The organism is Arthrobacter sp. NEB 688 (assembly GCF_013201035.1).
Taxonomy (GTDB): Bacteria; Actinomycetota; Actinomycetes; order Actinomycetales; family Dermatophilaceae; genus Phycicoccus.
Genome location: NZ_CP053707.1, coordinates 2,731,045 through 2,749,126 on the forward strand (window position 1 = coordinate 2,731,045; position 18,082 = coordinate 2,749,126).

At 74.6% G+C, this 18,082-nt stretch carries 17 protein-coding genes and 1 pseudogene; 5 read left to right on the top strand and 13 right to left on the bottom strand.

Annotated features, from left to right (window positions below; all coding sequences use genetic code 11):
• On the bottom strand, window positions 1-600 hold the full coding sequence (locus HL663_RS12805; RefSeq protein ID WP_173028738.1) for a histidine phosphatase family protein: 600 nt from the start codon (window positions 598-600) through the stop codon (window positions 1-3).
• An 87-nt stretch (window positions 601-687) separates the two neighbouring features.
• On the opposite strand from HL663_RS12805, the gene HL663_RS12810 reads away from it, so the two are divergent.
• Window positions 688-1,140: an OsmC family protein gene (locus tag HL663_RS12810; protein ID WP_173028739.1), complete on the top strand. Its 453-nt coding sequence runs from the start codon at window positions 688-690 to the stop codon at window positions 1,138-1,140.
• 20 nt (window positions 1,141-1,160) lie between these two features.
• Complete coding sequence (locus HL663_RS12815; RefSeq protein WP_173028740.1) at window positions 1,161-1,784, top strand: L-threonylcarbamoyladenylate synthase; 624 nt, start codon at window positions 1,161-1,163, stop codon at window positions 1,782-1,784.
• A gap of 311 nt (window positions 1,785-2,095) precedes the next feature.
• Here the strand turns inward: HL663_RS12815 and HL663_RS12820 are convergent, their stop codons facing one another.
• From HL663_RS12820 to HL663_RS12845, 6 genes are all read right to left on the bottom strand, one after another.
• Complete coding sequence (locus tag HL663_RS12820; RefSeq protein ID WP_173028741.1) at window positions 2,096-2,920, bottom strand: DUF1028 domain-containing protein; 825 nt, start codon at window positions 2,918-2,920, stop codon at window positions 2,096-2,098.
• A 37-nt stretch (window positions 2,921-2,957) separates the two neighbouring features.
• Complete coding sequence (locus tag HL663_RS12825) at window positions 2,958-4,088, bottom strand: methyltransferase (RefSeq protein ID WP_173028742.1); 1,131 nt, start codon at window positions 4,086-4,088, stop codon at window positions 2,958-2,960.
• A gap of 27 nt (window positions 4,089-4,115) precedes the next feature.
• A complete protein-coding gene (locus HL663_RS12830; protein ID WP_173028743.1) occupies window positions 4,116-4,856 on the bottom strand; it encodes an SGNH/GDSL hydrolase family protein in 741 nt (246 codons plus the stop codon).
• Window positions 4,857-4,978: 122 nt separating this feature from the next.
• Window positions 4,979-5,746, bottom strand: a complete 768-nt coding sequence (locus HL663_RS12835; protein WP_286175612.1) for a 2-phosphosulfolactate phosphatase — start codon at window positions 5,744-5,746, stop codon at window positions 4,979-4,981.
• A complete protein-coding gene (locus HL663_RS12840; RefSeq protein WP_173028744.1) occupies window positions 5,743-8,097 on the bottom strand; it encodes an ATP-binding cassette domain-containing protein in 2,355 nt (784 codons plus the stop codon). The genes HL663_RS12835 and HL663_RS12840 overlap by 4 nt, the downstream gene beginning before the upstream one ends.
• A gap of 9 nt (window positions 8,098-8,106) precedes the next feature.
• Window positions 8,107-8,454, bottom strand: a complete 348-nt coding sequence (locus HL663_RS12845; RefSeq protein ID WP_173028745.1) for a single-stranded DNA-binding protein — start codon at window positions 8,452-8,454, stop codon at window positions 8,107-8,109.
• A gap of 346 nt (window positions 8,455-8,800) precedes the next feature.
• Between HL663_RS12845 and HL663_RS19385 the strand changes: the two genes are divergently transcribed.
• The 3 genes from HL663_RS19385 to HL663_RS12860 all read left to right on the top strand — a co-directional run bounded on the left by HL663_RS19385 (window position 8,801) and on the right by HL663_RS12860 (window position 12,287).
• Window positions 8,801-10,144, top strand: coding sequence for a M15 family metallopeptidase (locus HL663_RS19385; RefSeq protein WP_173028746.1), 1,344 nt, complete (start codon window positions 8,801-8,803; stop codon window positions 10,142-10,144).
• An 81-nt stretch (window positions 10,145-10,225) separates the two neighbouring features.
• On the top strand, window positions 10,226-11,788 hold the full coding sequence (locus HL663_RS12855; RefSeq protein ID WP_173028747.1) for an MFS transporter: 1,563 nt from the start codon (window positions 10,226-10,228) through the stop codon (window positions 11,786-11,788).
• A 139-nt stretch (window positions 11,789-11,927) separates the two neighbouring features.
• Window positions 11,928-12,287: an RNA polymerase-binding protein RbpA gene (locus HL663_RS12860; protein WP_173028748.1), complete on the top strand. Its 360-nt coding sequence runs from the start codon at window positions 11,928-11,930 to the stop codon at window positions 12,285-12,287.
• A 73-nt stretch (window positions 12,288-12,360) separates the two neighbouring features.
• Here HL663_RS12860 and HL663_RS12865 read toward each other — a convergent pair whose 3' ends face one another.
• The 6 genes and pseudogenes from HL663_RS12865 to kamD all read right to left on the bottom strand — a co-directional run bounded on the left by HL663_RS12865 (window position 12,361) and on the right by kamD (window position 17,988).
• A complete protein-coding gene (locus HL663_RS12865) occupies window positions 12,361-12,795 on the bottom strand; it encodes an FxsA family protein (RefSeq protein WP_286176059.1) in 435 nt (144 codons plus the stop codon).
• A gap of 50 nt (window positions 12,796-12,845) precedes the next feature.
• Complete coding sequence (locus HL663_RS12870) at window positions 12,846-13,625, bottom strand: polyprenol monophosphomannose synthase (RefSeq protein ID WP_173028749.1); 780 nt, start codon at window positions 13,623-13,625, stop codon at window positions 12,846-12,848.
• A 238-nt stretch (window positions 13,626-13,863) separates the two neighbouring features.
• Window positions 13,864-15,198: pseudogene (lnt, locus tag HL663_RS12875) on the bottom strand (apolipoprotein N-acyltransferase); the annotation flags it as partial.
• Complete coding sequence (gene kal, locus HL663_RS12880) at window positions 15,195-15,587, bottom strand: 3-aminobutyryl-CoA ammonia lyase (RefSeq protein ID WP_173028750.1); 393 nt, start codon at window positions 15,585-15,587, stop codon at window positions 15,195-15,197. The gene kal and the pseudogene lnt, both read right to left, overlap by 4 nt.
• Window positions 15,584-16,384 carry a lysine 5,6-aminomutase subunit beta gene (kamE, locus tag HL663_RS12885; RefSeq protein ID WP_173028751.1) on the bottom strand — a complete coding sequence of 267 codons (801 nt, stop codon included), beginning with the start codon at window positions 16,382-16,384 and terminating at the stop codon, window positions 15,584-15,586. Before kamE ends, kal begins: the two co-directional genes overlap by 4 nt.
• Window positions 16,381-17,988 carry a lysine 5,6-aminomutase subunit alpha gene (gene kamD, locus HL663_RS12890; protein WP_173028752.1) on the bottom strand — a complete coding sequence of 536 codons (1,608 nt, stop codon included), beginning with the start codon at window positions 17,986-17,988 and terminating at the stop codon, window positions 16,381-16,383. The genes kamE and kamD overlap by 4 nt, the downstream gene beginning before the upstream one ends.
• Between the last annotated feature and the right edge of the window lie 94 nt (window positions 17,989-18,082).

The following is an 18,082-nucleotide window of genomic DNA, read 5'->3' on the forward strand; positions in this document are numbered from 1 at the left end:
TCAGCCGGCGGCGCCGAGGTTCCAGGCGCGCACCACCGGCAGGTCGTGCTCCTCGTCGAGCACGCCGACGTGCGCGGGGTCGAGCAGGAGGTGGGCCGCCAGGCGCGGCTCCTGCCGCAGCCACGTCGCGGCGAGCACCCGCAGGAGGTGCCCGTGCGCGACGAGCGCGACGTCGCCCCCGGCCAGCAGCGGGGCGGCGCGCGCGAGGACGCGCGCGGCCCGGGCCGCGACCTCCTCGACGCTCTCGCCGGGGGTGGCGCCCGGGACGACGCCGTCGCGGAAGACGGTCCACGCGGGGTCGCCGGTCCGCTCCCGGATCTCGGGCGTGGTCAGCCCCTCCCAGCCGCCGTAGTCCCACTCGAGCAGGTCCGGGTCGGGCTCGGCCGCGAGGCCGGCGAGCCCGGCGGTGTGCCGGGCGCGTTCCAGCGGCGAGGTGAGGGTCGCGACGACGTCGAAGCGGGCGAGCAGCGGCGCGACCGCGCGCGCCGCGTCCTCGCCGGCGGTCGTCAGCGGCACGTCGGTGAGCCCGGTGTGCCGCCCGGTGGCCGACCACTCGGTCTCGCCGTGGCGGAGCAGGACGAGACGGCCGCGCGAGGACATGCCCGCATCCTCGCAGGACGGTGCGGCAGGATGGCGGTCGCGGCCGGCGGAGGTCGGCCACGGTGACGCCGAGAGGACGGACGAGGCATGACGCAGCCGCAGCAGGAGACCGGCGGGACCGGCCTCGGCCACCGGAGCGTGTCGATGACGCGCGTCGGCAAGGGCCTGTACGAGGTCACCAACGAGCGCGGCGGGACGATGCTCGTCGGGGGCGGCGGAGACTCGGCGGACTTCACCCCGGTCGAGCTCTTCCTCGTCTCGATGGCCGCCTGCAGCGCCACGGACGTCGACTTCATCACGAGCCGGATCGCCGAGCCCACCTCGTTCGACGTCGTCTCCGAGGGCGAGAAGAGCAAGGACGAGGGCGGAAACCACCTCTCCGACATCGAGATCACCTTCACGGTGCGCTTCCCCGAGGGTGCCGACGGCGACCGGGCGCGCGAGCGCCTGCCCCGCGCCATCGCCCAGAGCGGGGACCGGCTGTGCACCGTCTCGCGCACCGTGCAGCGCGGTGCCCCGGTGACGTACCACGAGGCCTGAGCCGGGCCTATCCTGCGGGGATGGCCCGCTACCTCGACGTCCACCCGGTCGACCCCCAGCCGCGGTCGGTCGCGCAGACGGTCGCCGTGCTCGACGACGGCGGCCTCGTCGCCTACCCGACCGACTCCGGGTACGCGCTCGGCGCGCGGATGGGCGACCAGCAGGCCAAGGAGCGCATCCGCAGCATCCGCCGGCTCGACGACCGCCACCACTACACGCTCGTCTGCCGCGACTTCGCGCAGCTGGGCCAGCTGGTGCACGTCGACAACCACGTCTTCCGCGCGGTCAAGGCCGCGACGCCGGGGCCGTACACGTTCATCCTCCCGGCGACCCACGAGGTGCCGCGCCGCCTGCTGCACCCGAAGAAGCGCACGGTGGGTGTCCGGATCCCCGAGCACCCGGTCGTCCGCGCGCTGCTCGCCGCGCTCGGCGAGCCGATGCTGTCCTCGACGCTCATCCTCCCCGGCGAGAGCGAGCCCATGACCGACGGGTGGGCGGTCAAGGAGGCGCTCGACCACGTCGTCGACGTCGTCATCGACTCGGGGGAGTGCGGCACCGAGCCGACGACGGTCGTCGACTTCACGAGCGGCGAGCCGTCGGGCGAGGTCGTCCGCCAGGGCGCCGGAGCCTGGCCCGCGCGCTGAGCGCTTCGGTGGCCGATGGTTGTCGGCGTCGCGCCGGACCGGGGTACCCACGGCCTGCGGCGCGACGCCGACGGGTCTGTGCGCCTCGGCGCCGGTGAGCCGGCCGGCGCCGAGGCGGCGAACGGTGGTCGGTCCCCGGCCGCGGCCGGAGGGGGAGGACAGGTGGCACCTCGCGGTGCCGGGCTGCGGCGGGGACCTGCTGACCACCTACCGACAACGCTAGAGGTCGGTGGGTCACGGGGGAACCAGCACGGCGTCAGGAGTCGGTCAGGGTTCGGACCGATTCGGTCAAGGACGGCTCCAGCGGGGCATCAGCCCTGCTCATCGCCCCGCAGGACGGCGAGGACACGGCGGTCGATGCCGCCGTCGGCGTGCCGGTTCTCGAGGTTCGCCCCGCCCATCCAGGCCTCGAGCGCCGCCTCGACGTCGCCGGTGTGGCCGAGCTCGGCCAGCCGCGCGGCCACCTCCTCCCGCAGCTCCCCGGTCAGCGGCTGCACGTCCTGCGCCGTGCCGAAGTAGAGCGTCGAGAGGCCGTGGAGGCGGGCGAGCTCGGTCGTGGCGTCCGGGTGGTCGTCGACCCGCAGGTCCGCGACGACCCCGCTCGCGTCGTAGCCGGCGCCCGGTGCCCTGACGAGCAGCGCGGCGCTCTGCCGGCCGCGGGAGTCGCCGCCCGCGGCGTCGCCGGCCAGGAGCACGGCCATGAGCCGGGTCTCGAGCGGCAGGCCCTCCTGCGCGCGCCAGGCCTGGACCATCGCCTCGACGACGTCGGGGCCGGTGAGGATGTTGCCCTGCACCGCGAACGCCGTGCGCTCGTCGCCCTCGGCGACACCACCGGCCCACGTCATGCACCCGGAGCCGGTGAAGGTCGCGCCACCGTCCGGGCCGACGACGCCGACCTGCCGGTCCTCGCGGCCGGGGTCGGCGCCGGTCGCGGCGGCGAGGACGTCGCTCGTGGCGTCACCGCCGCGCAGGCCGGCCTCCAGCTCGTCGAGGTAGGCGACGCGGGCCATCGCCTGGGTCGCGACGGCGCAGACGCCGGGCACGACGCGGGGCACGACGGAGCCGACGGCGAGGAACTTGCTGGCCACGGCGACGCCCCAGGCGTCCCCGTCGCGGGCGGCGATGGAGAAGGTCATGCCCCGACCCTAGGTCGGTTCGCGGGCCGGGCGCGGGTCAGCCGCGCTCGAGCAGCAGGACGGTCTCGACGTGGCGGGTCTGGGGGAACATGTCGACGACCCGTCCCTCGCGCGCCCTGAACGAGGGCATCGCGGCGAGGTCACGGGCCAGGGTGTCGACGTTGCAGCTGGAGTAGACGACGTGCCGGGCGCCCGAGGCCTCGAGCCGGGCGGCGAGGTCGGCGCCGATCCCGCGGCGGGGCGGGTTGACGACGACGAGGTCCGGGTCGCCGGGCACCCCGTCGGTGGCGTCGCCGGCCGTGAACCGGATGTCCAGTCCTGCTGTGCCAGAGGCCATCTCGTCCGCGGAGGCCCGGGCTGCGGCGACCGCCTCGGCGGACACCTCGACGCCGGTGACGCGGCGGCCCGGCGCCGCGAGGTGCAGCGCGAACCCGCCGACCCCGCAGTACAGGTCGGTGACGGCAGCGGGGGAGAGGCGCTCGGCCCACGCCGCGGCCTGCGCGTAGAGGGCCGTCGCGACGAGGGTGTTGGTCTGGAAGAAGGCGCGCGGCCCGAGGCGCAGCGTGACCCCGCCGAGGCGCATCGGCAGCACCGCCTCGTCGGTGAGGACCACCTCGGTCTCGCCCTCGAGCACCGCCTTGTGCTCGGGGTGGAGGTTGACCGTGACGACGCGGGCCGACGGCAGCGCGGCCCGCAGGTCCGGCAGCAGCCGGCGCACGGCCTGCAGGCCCTCCTGGGTCCGGACGACGAAGCGCACCAGGTGCTCACCGTCGGGGGAGTGGGTGACGAGCAGGTGCTTGAGCTCGCCGCGTCGGGACGGGACGTCGTAGGGCACGACGCGGTGGTCGACGAGCAGTCGGTGCAGCGGGTCGAAGGTCGCGGAGAGCCCCGGCTCGTAGAGGCCGCAGCGGCGCAGGTCGACCCCGCGGCCGCCGGCGTCGAGGATGCCGAGCGTCGGGTGCCCGGGCGTGCCGCCGACGACGAGCTTGGCCTTGTTCCGGAAGTGCGAGGCGGGGGAGCGGACCGGCTCGAGCCAGGTCGTGCCCTCGGTGTGCGGCGCGAGCGTGCTCCGCACGTGCCGGTCCTTGTCGGCCAGCTGGTCGGCGTAGGCCGTGCCCATGAGGGTGCACGAGCGGCACCGTCCGGCGTCGTAGTCGTCGCACTGCATCGCGGGACAGCGTACGGCCGCGGGGGCTCAGTCCCGCGCCGTGGCCCGCAGGGCGGCGCGCAGGTGCGGCACGAAGGCCCGGGCCAGCTCGGCGTAGCCGGCGTCGTTGGGGTGGAAGAGGTCGGCGGCCAGGCGCCCCCGCCAGCTGCTCGGGCCCTCCGTGCGCATGTCGACCGCCCGCAGCGCGCCGCGGGCCACGGCCTTCTCCAGGTGGGCGTTGGCCCGGTGGGCCGCGGTGCGGGGCTGGGGGAGCGTCGCGACGACGGCGTCCTGCGGGAGGGCCGCGACCATCCGGGCGAACTCGTCGGGCAGCCGGTCGCGCACGCCGCCGCCGGCGAAGAGGTCGTTGGAACCGACCATGACGGAGACGAGGTCCGGCGCGTCGGTGCCGAGCGCCGGGGGCAGGGCGCGCAGCACGGGCAGCTGCTGGTCGACGACGTCGGCGGTGCGGGCGCCGGTCGCGGAGAGGTTGACGACGACGAGGGGGAGCCCGTCACCGGCGAGGCTCGCGGCGGCCCGGTCGACCCAGCCGCTGTCCCAGGCGGAGGCGCCGACGGCCTGCGACATCGAGTCGCCGAGGACGACCCAGCGCCGCCCGGGCGTCGTCAGGGCCGTGCGGTTGTGCGCCGCCCAGGCGTCGGCCCACGGGATCGCCGTGCCCTGGACGCGTCGGACACCGGGCAGGACGAGCCCGAGCGCCCGCACGCCGCGCCCGGGCGCACGTCCGGTGCGGTTGGCGTAGCCGAGGAGCGGGTCGAGGTCCGGCACGCGCTCACTGTAGGTCGGGAGCCTGCGGGGAGCGGTCGGGGTCCGTCCCTCTTCACCATAATGACATAATGTGGATTATCGGCGTTCCGTGGGAGGGGTCAACGACCGCGATCGGGGCGCCCTCACCGGGCCGGGACGAACCCTGCGTCGGTGAGCACGGGCACGACGTCGCTCGCGTCGAGGTCCGCGGCGACGGCGACGTCGTCGGCGAAGCCCGCGGCGGTGAGCTCACGACCACCGACGCACCTGTGCAGCCGGTCGACGAGCCGCGGACCGGCGACGTCGAACAGGTCGGCGGCGCTCTCGGCCTCCGGGCTCCACGACGACGTGCCGACCGCCGCCCGCAGCGCCGACAGGACCGCGCCGGCGCCCAGGTGGTCCTCGAGCGCCGGGCGCAGCGACCCGTCCGTCGGCCAGCGCTCACCGGCGGCCACGACGGCGAGCGTCCGGCCGGCCCGCACCCGCGGCGCGAGCCACCGGCCGACCGCCGAGGCGTTGCGCAGGCACCCGGCGAGAACCGTCGCCCCGGTGGCTCGCAGGGACGCGCTGATGCTCGAGCCGTTGGGCGACGGCAGGACCAGGCGCGGCACGACGGGCCCGGCCAGCAGCCCGGCGGGCGACAGCGACGGGGCGCCGACCGCCCCGGGCAGCCCGGCCTCGTGCCGGCCCACCGCGAGGACCGCGTCGTGGGCGGCCGCGTGCTCGACGGCGCGCTCGTCGCGCCAGGCGAACGGCAGGACGGTGCTGCCTCGGCCCACCGCGACCGTGACGGCCGTCGTGAAGCTGAGGACGTCGACGACGACCACGAGGTCGGCCCGGACGACCTGCGCCGCGCTCGGGCCCCAGTCCATCCGGACGGCGGACGCGGACTGGTCGAACGGCGCGCTCACGGTGCGCAGTAGGCGGCGAGGTGGCGCCCGGTGAGCGTCGAGGCCTCGGCCACGAGCCGTGACGGCGGGCCCTCGAAGACGACCCGGCCGCCGTCGTGCCCGGCGCCCGGCCCGAGGTCGACCACCCAGTCGGCGTGCGCCATGACGGCCTGGTGGTGCTCGACGACGAGGACCGAGGTGCCGCCGTCGACGAGGCGGTCGAGCAGCGCGAGCAGGCGCTCGACGTCGGCGAGGTGGAGGCCGGTGGTCGGCTCGTCGAGGACGTAGAGCGTCGTGCCCGACTCCCCCATCCGCGTCGCGAGCTTGAGCCGCTGCCGCTCGCCGCCGGACAGCGTCGTCAGCGGCTGCCCGAGCGTCAGGTACCCGAGGCCGACGTCGGCGAGGCGCTGCAGGACCCGGTGCGCCGCGGGGACCCGCCCCTCCCCCGCCGCGAAGAACGCCTCGGCCTCGGTGACCGTCAGGGCGAGGACCTCGGCGATCGACCGGCCCCCGAGGGTGTGCTCGAGCACCTCGGCCCGGAACCGGCGCCCCTCGCACTCCTCGCACGTCGTCTCGACGCTCGCCATGAGGCCGAGCTCGGTGACGATGACGCCCGCACCGCCGCAGGTCGGGCACGCGCCCTCGGAGTTGGAGCTGAAGAGCGACGCGGGCACGCCGTTCGCCGTCGCGAAGGCCTTCCGGACGGGTTCCAGCAGACCGGTGTACGTCGCCGCGTTGCTCCGCCGCGAGCCCTTGATGGCGCCCTGGTCGACGACGGCGACCCCCTCGCGTCCCTCGACCGAACCGCTGACCAGCGAGCTCTTCCCCGACCCGGCGACCCCGGTGACGACGCAGAGCACCCCGAGCGGGAGGTCGACGTCGACGTCGCGCAGGTTGTGGGTGGAGGCGCCCCGCACCTCGAGCACGCCGGTGGGGGTGCGCACCGTCGGCTTGAGCGCGACCCGGTCGGCGAGGTGGCGCCCGGTCACGGTGTCGCTCGCCCGCAGGCCCTCGACGCTCCCCTCGAAGCAGACCTCTCCCCCGGCGCTGCCGGCGCCCGGCCCGAGGTCGACGACGTGGTCGGCGACGGCGATCGCCTCCGGCTTGTGCTCGACGACGAGGACCGTGTTGCCCTTGTCGCGCAGCCGCAGGAGGAGGTCGTTCATCCGCTGGACGTCGTGCGGGTGCAGCCCGATCGTCGGCTCGTCGAAGACGTAGGTGACGTCGGTGAGGGCCGAGCCGAGGTGCCGGATCATCTTCGTGCGCTGGGCCTCGCCACCGGAGAGCGTGCCCGCCGGCCGGTCGAGCGAGAGATAGCCGAGGCCGATGTCGACGAACGAGTCGAGGAGGTGGCGCAGCCCCGCGAGCAGCGGGGCGACCGAGGGCTCGTCGAGCGCGGCGACCCACGCGGCGAGGTCGCTGACCTGCAGCGCGCACAGCTCCGCGATGTTGCGCCCGTGGACGCGCGACGCGAGCACCTCGGGCCCCAGGCGGGTGCCGTCGCACGCCGGGCAGCGCTGGAAGGTGACCGCCCGCTCGACGAAGCGGCGCACGTGCGGCTGCATCGCCTCCGGGTCCTTGGAGAGCATCGAGCGGCGGATCCGCGGCACGACGCCCTCGAAGGTGAGGTTGACGCCCTCGACCCGGATCTTCGTCGGCGCCGCGTGGAGCATCGTGTCGAGCTGCTTCGCCGTGAACGAGCCGACGGGCACGTCCATCGGCAGGCCCATCCCGGCGAACAGGCGCCCGTACCAGCCGTCCATCGAGTACCCGGGCACGAGCAGCGCCCCGTCGGCGAGCGAGCGCTCGGCGTCGTAGAGGGCGGTGAGGTCGATGTCGGTGACCTGGCCCAGGCCCTCGCAGCGCGGGCACATGCCGCCGAGGTACACGGCACCCTTGACGACGCTCTTCTCGACGCGCCCGCCCTTCTCGGTGGGCATGACCCCGCTCGCGGTGCGCGTCGGGACGTTGAAGGAGAACGCCGTCGGCGGGCCGACGTGGGGCTCCCCGAGGCGGCCGAAGAGGATGCGGAGCATCGCGTGCGCGTCGGTGGCCGTGCCGACCGTCGAGCGCGGGTTGGCCCCCATCCGCTCCTGGTCGACGATGATCGCCGTCGTCAGCCCCTCGAGCCGGTCGACGTCCGGTCGGGCCAGGCTCGGCATGAACCCCTGGACGAACGCGCTGTAGGTCTCGTTGACGAGGCGCTGTGCTTCGGCGGCGACCGTCCCGAACACGAGCGAGCTCTTGCCCGAGCCCGACACCCCCGTGAACACGGTGAGCCGGCGCTTGGGCAGGACGACGCTGACGTCCTTGAGGTTGTTCTCGCGGGCCCCCTGGACCCGGATGACGTCGTGCGAGCCGGCCCCTCCCATCCGGCCACCCTAGGACGCCGGCGCGCTGACGCGCCGCAGCCGACGCGCCTCGACCTCGTAGCGGCTGGCCGGGGCCCCGCCGGCGCGGAAGAAGCGCCGGCGCAGGCTGCCGTCGACCTCGACGCGGTCACCGACCTCGAGGCGGCCGGCGACGCGGCGGGTGGCCGCGCTCCAGCACGCGACGTCGAGGGCGTCGACCCCCGGGCGGGCCCGCGCCTCGCGGCCGACCGTGACCCGCACGCCGTGCACGACGTCGCCGCTCGGCAGCGTGCGCGGCGGGTCGAGCGAGGTGACCCGCCCGACGAGGTGGACCGTGTTGACGTCGCCGCTGCGGTCGACGTCGGCGGATCCTGCCATCCCTACCCCCTGCTGTCCGGCCCGACGACCACCGCCGGGGCTCCCGGGAGCAGCACACCGCCCCTGCCGGGTGCGGCACAACCACCGCGGGCGGACCTGTGGACGAGCGGACGGTGCACCGGTGCCTGTGGACGGGCGCCGCCGACCGGCCGACCCTCCCCCGGCCACCCGGCCCCCACCGCCTGACGATCGGACGACCTTTCTCCGCCGACCATGGGCACACCGGGGGTCGGCGACCTATGGTGGACACAGGTGCGCGGTGCAGGGCGCGTGCCGGGCGCCGTCCGCGGTGCCACGAGACCATTCGAAACGAGTCGTGGTGCGTTCTTCCGTCGTCCGTGGGGCCGTGCTCCGCCGCGCACTCGTGGTGGCCGTCGCCGCCGCGGTCCCGCTCGGCGCCGTCGCCACCTCGGCCGTCGCGGCCGGCCCGGGCGCCGGGCCCGCCCCCTCGGCCTCCCCCACGCCCTCGGTGTCGGTGTCCCCCACCCCGACCGGCTCCCCCACGCCGACGCTCGCCCCGATCGTCCCGCCCGCCACCGCCGACGGCCACGTCGAGCCCGACGCCGACCCCGTGCTCTCCCCCGAGGTCGTCGCCGCCCAGGTCGCCGAGGCGCAGCGCATCTCCGGGGTCATCGAGGGTTCGACCTCCGAGCTCGCCGTCCAGACCAAGCGGATGGACACCCTCTCGGCCCGCTCCAACACGGTCCTCGAGGAGCTCGCCTCCGCGACCGACACCGAGAACTTCGCCCACGAGGAGGCCGACGGCGCCCGCGCCGACCTCGCCGCCCTCGAGAGCCGGCTGGCGCACGCCCGGGCCGTCGTCAAGGACTGGGTCTTCGACGTCTACTCGAACGGCGGCGGCAGCTCCGACCTCACCGGGATGCTGGACGCGCTCGACGCCCGCGACGACGAGGTGAGCGACCCCCTCGGCGACCTGTCCTACCTCACCGGCGAGCGCACCCGCGCCCTCCAGGAGGTGCGCGTCCTCACGGCCGAGCAGGTGCGGCTCACGACGACCGCCGAGGCGGCCGAGCGCACGGCCACCGACGCGCGCACCCGCATCGCCGCCGCGAAGAAGGAGCTCGACGGCGTGATGAAGGCGCAGCGCGAGAAGATCGGCGCGCTGCGGGCCCTGCAGATGACCGAGGTCGACAAGGCCGGCCCCATCGCGAGCGCCCTCGTCGGTGCCCGCACCCCCGAGGCCAAGGCGGCCGCCGCGCGGCTGCGCGAGGCCCTCTCGAACGCCGTCGTCGAGACCGCCCAGGTCGGCAAGCCGTGCTCCGACGACAGCGGTGACCACCCCAACGGCCAGTTCCCCGACAGCGCGCTCTGCCCGCTGTGGAGCGCCCCCGGCGAGCGCCTCTCCCCCGCCGCGGCCGCCGCGTACAACGCGATGAGCCAGGCCTACGCAGCCCAGACGGGCACGCCCCTGTGCGTCACCGACTCCTACCGCTCCTACCCCGAGCAGGTCGCCATCAAGGGCACGCGCGGCCGGTTCGCCGCGACCCCGGGCACGAGCCGGCACGGCCTCGGCCGCGCGCTCGACCTCTGCGGCGGCGTCGACGACTTCGGGTCGGCCGCGCACCGCTGGATGCGCCAGAACGCACCCCTCTACGGCTGGTTCCACCCGGCCTGGGCCGAGGCCGGCGGCGACCTCCCGGAGCCGTGGCACTGGGAGTACGCGGGCTGACCGCACCCGGTGCGGTGACGCGCTGGACCGAGTAGCACGACCTACGGCGGCGGCGCCCCCGCGTGTGGAACGCTGCGCGTCATGACGACGCAGTCCGAGGCCACCGACGCCTGGGCCGACACCACCCGCTACCACCGCCCCTGGTACTGGTACGACTGGGCGAACTCCGCGTTCGTCACGACGGTCGGCACAGTCCTGTTCGGTCCGTACCTCACCGAGGTCGCGACCGAGGCGGCCTGCCCCGGCCTCGCCGAGGACGCCCGGTGCACGACCGACCTCTACGTCGTGCCCGCCGCCGAGGGCCTGCCCGGATGGGTCCCCGGCCTCGCCCTCGTCGCGGCCGTCGCGCTGCTCGTCGGCCTCGTCCTCTCGCTCGTCGCCTACGCGCGCGACACCCGGCTGCCCTATCGCCCCTCGACGCTCGTCCCGCCGCTCGCCCTCGCGACGGTCGTCCTCGTGCTCACCGCTCCGCTGGACCCCGGGTCGGTCGCGCCGTACACCGTGACCCTCGCGACCATCGTCTCGGCGGTGCTCCTCGTGTTCGTCGGGGCCATCACCGACCGCACCCCGCGCCCCGCCCGCCTCATGGGCGTCTTCGCGTGGACCGGGTCGGCGGCCGCGGTGCTGCTGTACTTCCTGTCCGGGACGAACTGGCGCTTCGGGGCGCTCATGATGATCATCGCCTCGATCAGCCTCGGCGCCTCGCTCGTCGTCTACGACGCGCTCCTGTGCCGGATCGCGCGCCCCGACGACCGCGACCGCGTCTCCAGCCGCGGCTGGGCCCTGGGCTACCTCGGCGGCGGCCTGCTCCTGGCCGTCAACCTCGTCATCGTCAGCAAGCCCGAGCTCGTCGGCGCGACGACGGGCACGGCCGTGCGGATCAGCCTGCTGTCGGCCGGCCTCTGGTGGGCGCTGTTCACGCTCATCCCGGTCGTCGGGATGTGGAACCTGCGCGGTGCCCCGCGTACCGAGCTCGCCGACGCCCCCCGGGCCGGCATCGTCGGGGGCAGCCTGACCCAGCTCGGGCACACCTTCCGCGACCTGCGCGCCTACCCGAACACGCTGCTCTTCCTGCTCGCCTACCTCTTCTTCAACGACGGCATCCAGACCGTCATCTCCTCGAGCAGCCTCTACGGCGCCGAGCAGCTGAAGTTCGCGCAGAGCCAGCTCATCGCGCTCATCCTCCTCGTGCAGTTCGTCGCGTTCGGCGGGGCGCTGCTCTTCGGGTGGCTGGCCTCGCGCTGGGGCGCCTGGCGGACCATCCTGCGCAGCCTCGTCGCGTGGTCGGCCATCGTCGTCCTCGCGTTCTTCCTGCCGGAGAAGGCGTTCCTGCCCTTCCTCGTGCTCGGCGTCTTCATCGGCATCGTGCTCGGAGGCAGCCAGGCCCTCAGCCGCTCGCTCTTCTCGCAGCTGGTCCCCCGCTCTCGCGAGGCGGAGTTCTTCGCCTTCTACCAGGCGATGGAGCGGGGCACGTCGTGGTTCGGGGCGCTGATCTTCGGCCTGGTGCACCAGCTGACCGACTCCTACCGGCCCGCGATCGTCGCGCTCGTCGTCTTCTTCGTGCTCGGCTACCTCGTCCTTCGGCGTGTCGACGTCCGGCAGGGCATCATGGACGCGGGGAACGAGCTGCCGCGGATCGTGTGAGCCTTCGGGTGATCTGCGTCACACGCCCGCCTGCCATCCGGTGACCCCCGGAACAACGAACCCCGGGCGCACGTTCTCCAACCATTGACCCGGCCGCGAGGACCCCGGCCCGGGACATTCGAACCTCCGGGAGACACCCATGGCAGAGCGAAGCCTGCGCGGCAGCCGGCTCGGCGCCCTCAGCATGGAGACGGACGCGAACGTCGTCCCCTCCGACCGCAACATCACGACCTACCTGTGCCCCAACGGGCACACCATCGAGCTCCCCTTCTCCGTCGAGGCCGACGTGCCGCCGACGTGGGAGTGCCGGTGCGGTGCGGCCGCCAAGCTCCAGGGCGGTGGCCCCGAGCCCGAGACCAAGCCGGTCAAGCCCCAGCGCACGCACTGGGACATGCTGCTCGAGCGCCGCTCCATCCCCGAGCTCGAGGAGCTCCTGGAGGAGCGCCTCACCCTCCTGCGCCAGTCGCGCGGCGAGAAGACCTCGCGCAAGACGGCCTGAGCGGCCCTCGACGCCCCGGAGCCCCGGTCACCGCAATGGTGACCGGGGCTCCGGCGTGTCAGGGGGCCCGGGCTCAGTCGACGATCTGGCCCTGGACGACGTCGGGCGGCCCCTCGCCCGGGCGCCGCGGCCCGCCGAAGGGCGCGAGCAGCCTCCGGGCGACGACCGCCTCGAGCCACACCCGGGCGACCGGGCGGGTCCACGGCAGGAGGACGAGCAGCCCGAGGACGTCGGTGAGGAAGCCGGGGACGAGGAGCAGCAGCCCCCCGACGAGGACGAGCACGCCGTCGGCGAGCTCGCGGGTCGGCATCCGGCCGCTGCGCAGGGCGTCGCGCAGGGCGCGCCAGGCCCGGGCCCCCTCCCGGCGGATGACCCAGGCGCCGAGCAGCGTGGTGAGCAGGAGGAGCAGGAGGGTCGGCCAGCCGCCGATGAGGTCGCCGACGAGGACGACCGTCGCGATCTCGAGCAGCGGGACCAGGACGAGGACGACGACGAGCAGCCGGCGCACCGGCCGCCCGCGACGGCCTCGGCCGGCGGGGGGCACCGCGCCGGGGCGGTTCACAGCTCGTGCCACCGCTCGGGCCGGCGGACCAGCTCGCGGGCCTGGCGGGCGCGGTGGCGCACGCCCCACCCGGTGATCCGGCGCAGCGACTCGGTCATGATGTCGCGGCTCATCTTCGAGGCGCCGACCTCGCGCTCGACGAAGGTGATCGGGACCTCGACGACCCGCAGCCCGGCCCGCACGGCGCGCCAGGTGAGATCGGTCTGGAAGCAGTAGCCCTGCGAGGCGACGTCGTCCAGGCCCATCGCGCGCAGCGCGTCGGCCCGGTAGACGCGGAAGCCGGCCGTCGCGTCGTTGACCGGCATCCCGAGGAGGACCTTGACGTAGAGGTTGCCCCCGACCGAGAGCGCCTTGCGGTGCAGCGGCCAGTTGACGACCTTCCCGCCGGGGACCCAGCGGGAGCCGATGACGGCGTCGGCGTGCTCGGCGGCCGCGAGGAGCGAGGGCAGGTGCTCGGGGCGGTGCGAGCCGTCGGCGTCCATCTCGACGACGGCGTCGTAGCCGCGCTCGAGCGCCCACCCGAAGCCGTCGAGGTAGGCGGCGCCGAGGCCCTCCTTGCCGGCCCGGTGCAGCACGTGCACCTGCGGGTCGGCGGCGGCGAGCTCGTCGGCGACCTGACCGGTGCCGTCGGGCGAGGCGTCGTCGAGGACGACGACGTCGGCGCTCGGCACCGCGGCGCGGACGCCGTGGACGGCGGCGGGGAGGTTCTCGCGCTCGTTGTACGTCGGGACGAGCACGGCGACGCGCTGGAGCGGCGGGCGGGGACTCTGCGGCAAGGGGGCGTTCCTCGGGTGGGCTGGACTCTCCCGTCACCCTAACGCGCCGCCCGACGCGCGCCGACGCGAGGACGAGGAGCGCGAGGAGGGCGGTCGCGAGGACGACCGGCGCCTCCCCCATCCGGTCCGACGGGGTGGTGCCGGTCCGCACGACGACGGGCTCGGCGCCCTGCGCGGCGGTGAAGAGGCCGGTCTTGCCGCTGACCGTGCCGTCGGGGGCGATGAAGCCCGAGACCCCGACCGTCGAGACGTGCACGACGCTGCGCCCGTGCTCGATGGCCCGCAGCCGGGAGATCGCGAACTGCTGCTCGGACTCGGCGGTGTAGCCGAACGTGGCGTTGTTCGTCTGGACGAGGATGACCGACGGGGTGCGGCCCGCGGCGGCGACGCTGTCGCGCATCAGGCCGTCGTAGGCGACCTCGAAGCAGATGGTCGGCAGGGCGGCGTACTCGCCGCCGGCCGCCGGGACGCGGAAGACGCCGATGGTGTCGCCGGCGACGAAGTTGCCGGCGAGCTCGGCCATCGGGGTGAACATCGCGAAGAACTCGCGGTGCGGGATGTACTCGGCGAACGGCACCGGGTGCAGCTTCGTGTACCGCTGCGGCTGACCGGACCCGGTGTAGAAGAGGGAGACGTTGGAGTTGGCGCCGACCGGCTCCGCGAGGACCGCGCCGATGACGAGCGGGACCCCGACCTCGGCCTGCGAGGCGCGGATCTCGGCGTCCGCGTCGGCGTTGCGGAAGGGGTCGATGTCGGAGGCGTTCTCGGGCCAGACGACGAGGCTGAGGTCCTCGGGCGCCTTCCGCGCGAGCTCGAAGGTGCCCTTGACGTGGTTGTCGAGCACCGCCCGGCGCTGGGCGTTGAACTCGAGGCCGGCGGTGGGGACGTTGCCCTGGACCATCCCGATGGTCTCGGGACGCCCGTCGGTCGGCAGCGGGAGCAGGCCGGCGGCCAGGGGGACGAGGGTGACGAGCGCGCCGGCGAGGACGCGGGCCGGGCGACGGCCGGCGAGGCCCCACCCGAGCGCCAGCAGCCCGGTCCCGACGAGGGCGACGGCGAAGGTCACGCCGGGCGCGCCGAGCCAGCGGGCCACGTGGGCCAGCGGGCTGTCGGCCTGGCTGAACGCCAGTCGGGCCCACGGGAACCCGCCGTACGGCGTGGTCGACCGGGCCCACTCCTGCGCGACCCAGGCGAGCGGCACGACGAGCAGCGCCGCCCGGCGGTGGCCGGAGCGGACGAGCCGTCGGCCGGCGTACCCGACGACGGCGCCCATCAGCGCGAGGTAGAGCGCCTCCAGCGTCGCGAGGGCGAACCAGGGCAGCTTGCCGACGTAGACGCCGGACCACGACAGGGTCGGGACGAAGAACGCCAGCCCCGTCACGAGACCGAGGAGGAAGCCGCGGGCCGCGCCGGCGGTCAGGCCGACCGCCCCCAGCAGCGCGACGCCGACCGGCGCGAGCCACCAGAGGTCGTGGGTCGGGAAGGCGAGCCAGAGCGCGAGGCCGGCGAGGACGGCGCCGACGAGCGAGGCCGGCAGCCGGAGCGGGGTGGGCACCGGCCCACGGTAGGTCACCCGGCTGGGGGGACCACGACCACCCCGCGGGCGGTCGTCGCGACGACCGGCGGGTCGAGGACGTCGGCCGCCGACTCCCCGCGCTCGGGGGCGCCGCGGCCCACGACGCGGACCTCGAACTCCATCTCGCGCGACCGGCTGCCGACCCGCACGAGGCGGGCCTCGATCTCGATGACGTCGCCGGCCCGCACGGGGGCGCGGAACTGCACGTCGGAGTAGGAGGCGAAGAGCCCCTCGTCGCCGTCGGTGACGATGCACATCTCGGTCGCGACGTCCCCGAACGCGGCGAGGCTGTAGGCCCCGTCGACGAGGTTGCCGGCGTAGTGCGCGTGCGAGTACGGCACGTAGCGGCGGTGGGTGACGGTGCGGCCGACCTCGGCTCGGGTCATCGCTGCTCTCCTCGGGGGTCGGTGCGCTCGCGCGGGGCGACGAGCTGGTGGACGAGGTAGGAGGCGACCTCGCCGGGGGTGGTCCCCCGGCCGAAGACGCGGTCGACGCCGAGCGCCGCGGCCGAGCCCTCCTCGAAGCGGGGGCCGCCGACGACGAGCAGCGGCACCTCGCCGGCCGGGAAGGCCTCGCGGAAGGCGGCCGACATCGTCGTCGTGTTGTGGATGTGGGCGTCCTTCTGGGTGACGACCTGCGAGACGAGGACGGCGTCGGCGCCGACCTCACGCGCGGACGCGACGAGCTCGGGCACGAGCACCTGGGCCCCGAGGTTGACGACCTTCATCTCGCGGTAGTACTCCAGGCCCTTCTCGCCGGCGAAGCCCTTGATGTTGAGGATCGCGTCGATGCCGACCGTGTGCGCGTCGGTGCCGATGCACGCGCCGACGACGACGAGCTTGCGCCCGAGGCGGCTGCGGATGGCCTGGTTGACCTCGGAGGAGCCGAGCAGCGGGAACTCGCGCTCGACGACCTGGACCTCGCGCAGGTCGACGAGGTGGGTGACCGAGCCGTAGACGACGAAGAAGGTGAAGTGCGGGCCCATCGGCTTCGCGTGGACGAGCAGCGCCGGGCTCATCCCCATCTTCGCGGCGAGCTGGAGGGCGGCGCCCTCGGCGCGCTTGTCGTGCGGCACGGGCAGGGTGAAGGAGACCTGCACCATCCCGTCGCCGGTCGTGTCGCCGTAGGGGCGCACGAGCGGCCCGGGGGCGGCCGGGGTGGTCGGCGTGGGAGCGGCGCTCATCGGGTGGCCCCTTCCTCGAGGAGGTCGGTCGCGGGGTTGTCGTAGCCGTCGGCCTTGACGACGACGCCGTCCAGGCCCTTGCCCTTGGTCGGCGGGCGCTTCATCGCGCCGAAGGTGCCGTCGGTGATGGCGGCGAGAAGAGGCTGCGGGTACTGGGTGCCCCGGGTGCTCGTGTCGGTGACGATCGTGTCGAGCAGGTCGACCGCCTCGGAGAGCACCTGGCGGGCGCGGGTCTGGATGAAGCCGTCGCGCGGCGGGTGGAAGTCCTCGGTCAGCCCGCCGGCGGCGTCCATGACGTAGCGGACGTTCTGGAGGGCGAGGTCGCGGTCGGAGAGCCACGGCGTGACGACGGCCTCGGTCATCATCCCGACGAGGAGGATGCCCTGCCCGGTCATCGCCCCGACGAGGTTGAAGAACCCGTCGAGGAGGTAGCCGCGGAAGACGTCGCCGGTCATGTGCTTCGTCGGGGGCATCCACTTCAGGGGCGCGTCGGGGAAGAGCTGGCGGGCGAGCAGCGCGTGGGCGAGCTCCATCCGGAAGCTGTCGGGCACCTCGGGGTTGATCTCGAAGGCGTGCCCGAGGCCGAGCTGCCAGTCCTCGAGGCCGGCCTCCTTGGCGAAGTACTCGTTGAGGAGCTGGCTGACGGTGACGGTGTGCGCGGCCTCGACGGCGTCGGCGGTCGTCAGGTAGTTGTCCTCGCCGGTGTTGATGATGATGCCGGCGCGGGCGTGGACCTGGCGGCTGAAGCGCTGGTCGACGAAGGTGCGGATCGGGTTGATGTCGCGGAAGAGGATCCCGTACATCGAGTCGTTGAGCATCATGTCGAGGCGCTCGAGCCCGGCGAGGGCGGCGATCTCGGGCATGCACAGGCCGCTGGCGTAGTTGGTCAGGCGGATGTAGCGGCCGAGCTCGCGGCTGCTCTCGTCGAGCGCGGCGCGCATCAGGCGGAAGTTCTCCTGGGTCGCGTAGGTGCCGGCGTAGCCCTCGCGCGTGGCGCCCTCGGGCACGAAGTCGAGGAGGCTCTGACCGGTCGAGCGGATGACGGCGATGATGTCGGCGCCCTCGCGCGCGGCGGCCTGCGCCTGCGGGATGTCCTCGTGGATGTCGCCGGTCGCGACGATGAGGTAGATCCACGGGGTGCGCGGCGCGTCGCCGACCTTGGCGATCATCCGCTCGCGGGCACGGCGCTGGCCGTCGACGGCCCGGACGCCCTTGGCGACGGCGCCGCGGGCGGCCTTGCGCGAGCCGGTGAGGTCGCGACCCTCGGGCAGGCGGAAGGACACTCCCCCGCTGCTCGCCTTCTGGGCCAGCGTCAGCAGGTCGGGCGCCTCGCCGCGGCGCAGCGCGTCCCAGACCGGGGTCGTCACGCCGTGCTCGAGCCCGACCTCGGCACGGACGGCGTCGACGAGGTGGTTGACCCACGGCGTGCCCTCGTGGTCGGCACCGGCCAGCCCGGCGAGGCGCAGCGTGGCGCGCTCGACGGAGACGGTCGTGTGGGCTCGGGCGAGGTCGACGACGGGCTTCCCGGCGCGTCGGGCGAGGCTGCGAGCCTTGCGGACGACGGTGGGGTCGAGGTCGAGCAGGGCAGGACGACGCGAAGACACGGCGTCAATCTAGCAATTCAACCGCAGGACTTGTAGCGGATGCGGGCGCGTGCCGTAGATCCTCGCGTGGGGAGTGATGCGTCGGTGCGTCCAC

Bases quoted from the DNA above. Each gene is read 5' to 3' on its own strand.
- kamE (WP_173028751.1), bottom strand. From the start codon at position 16,384: ATGAGCGCCGCTCCCACGCCGACCACCCCGGCCGCCCCCGGGCCGCTC.
- HL663_RS12845 (WP_173028745.1), bottom strand. From the start codon at position 8,454: ATGGCAGGATCCGCCGACGTCGACCGCAGCGGCGACGTCAACACGGTC.
- HL663_RS12860 (WP_173028748.1), top strand. From the start codon at position 11,928: ATGGCAGAGCGAAGCCTGCGCGGCAGCCGGCTCGGCGCCCTCAGCATG.
- kal (WP_173028750.1), bottom strand. From the start codon at position 15,587: ATGACCCGAGCCGAGGTCGGCCGCACCGTCACCCACCGCCGCTACGTG.
- HL663_RS12815 (WP_173028740.1), top strand. From the start codon at position 1,161: ATGGCCCGCTACCTCGACGTCCACCCGGTCGACCCCCAGCCGCGGTCG.
- HL663_RS12805 (WP_173028738.1), bottom strand. From the start codon at position 600: ATGTCCTCGCGCGGCCGTCTCGTCCTGCTCCGCCACGGCGAGACCGAG.
- HL663_RS12810 (WP_173028739.1), top strand. From the start codon at position 688: ATGACGCAGCCGCAGCAGGAGACCGGCGGGACCGGCCTCGGCCACCGG.
- HL663_RS12825 (WP_173028742.1), bottom strand. From the start codon at position 4,088: ATGCAGTGCGACGACTACGACGCCGGACGGTGCCGCTCGTGCACCCTC.
- HL663_RS12840 (WP_173028744.1), bottom strand. From the start codon at position 8,097: ATGGGAGGGGCCGGCTCGCACGACGTCATCCGGGTCCAGGGGGCCCGC.
- HL663_RS12855 (WP_173028747.1), top strand. From the start codon at position 10,226: ATGACGACGCAGTCCGAGGCCACCGACGCCTGGGCCGACACCACCCGC.
- HL663_RS12820 (WP_173028741.1), bottom strand. From the start codon at position 2,920: ATGACCTTCTCCATCGCCGCCCGCGACGGGGACGCCTGGGGCGTCGCC.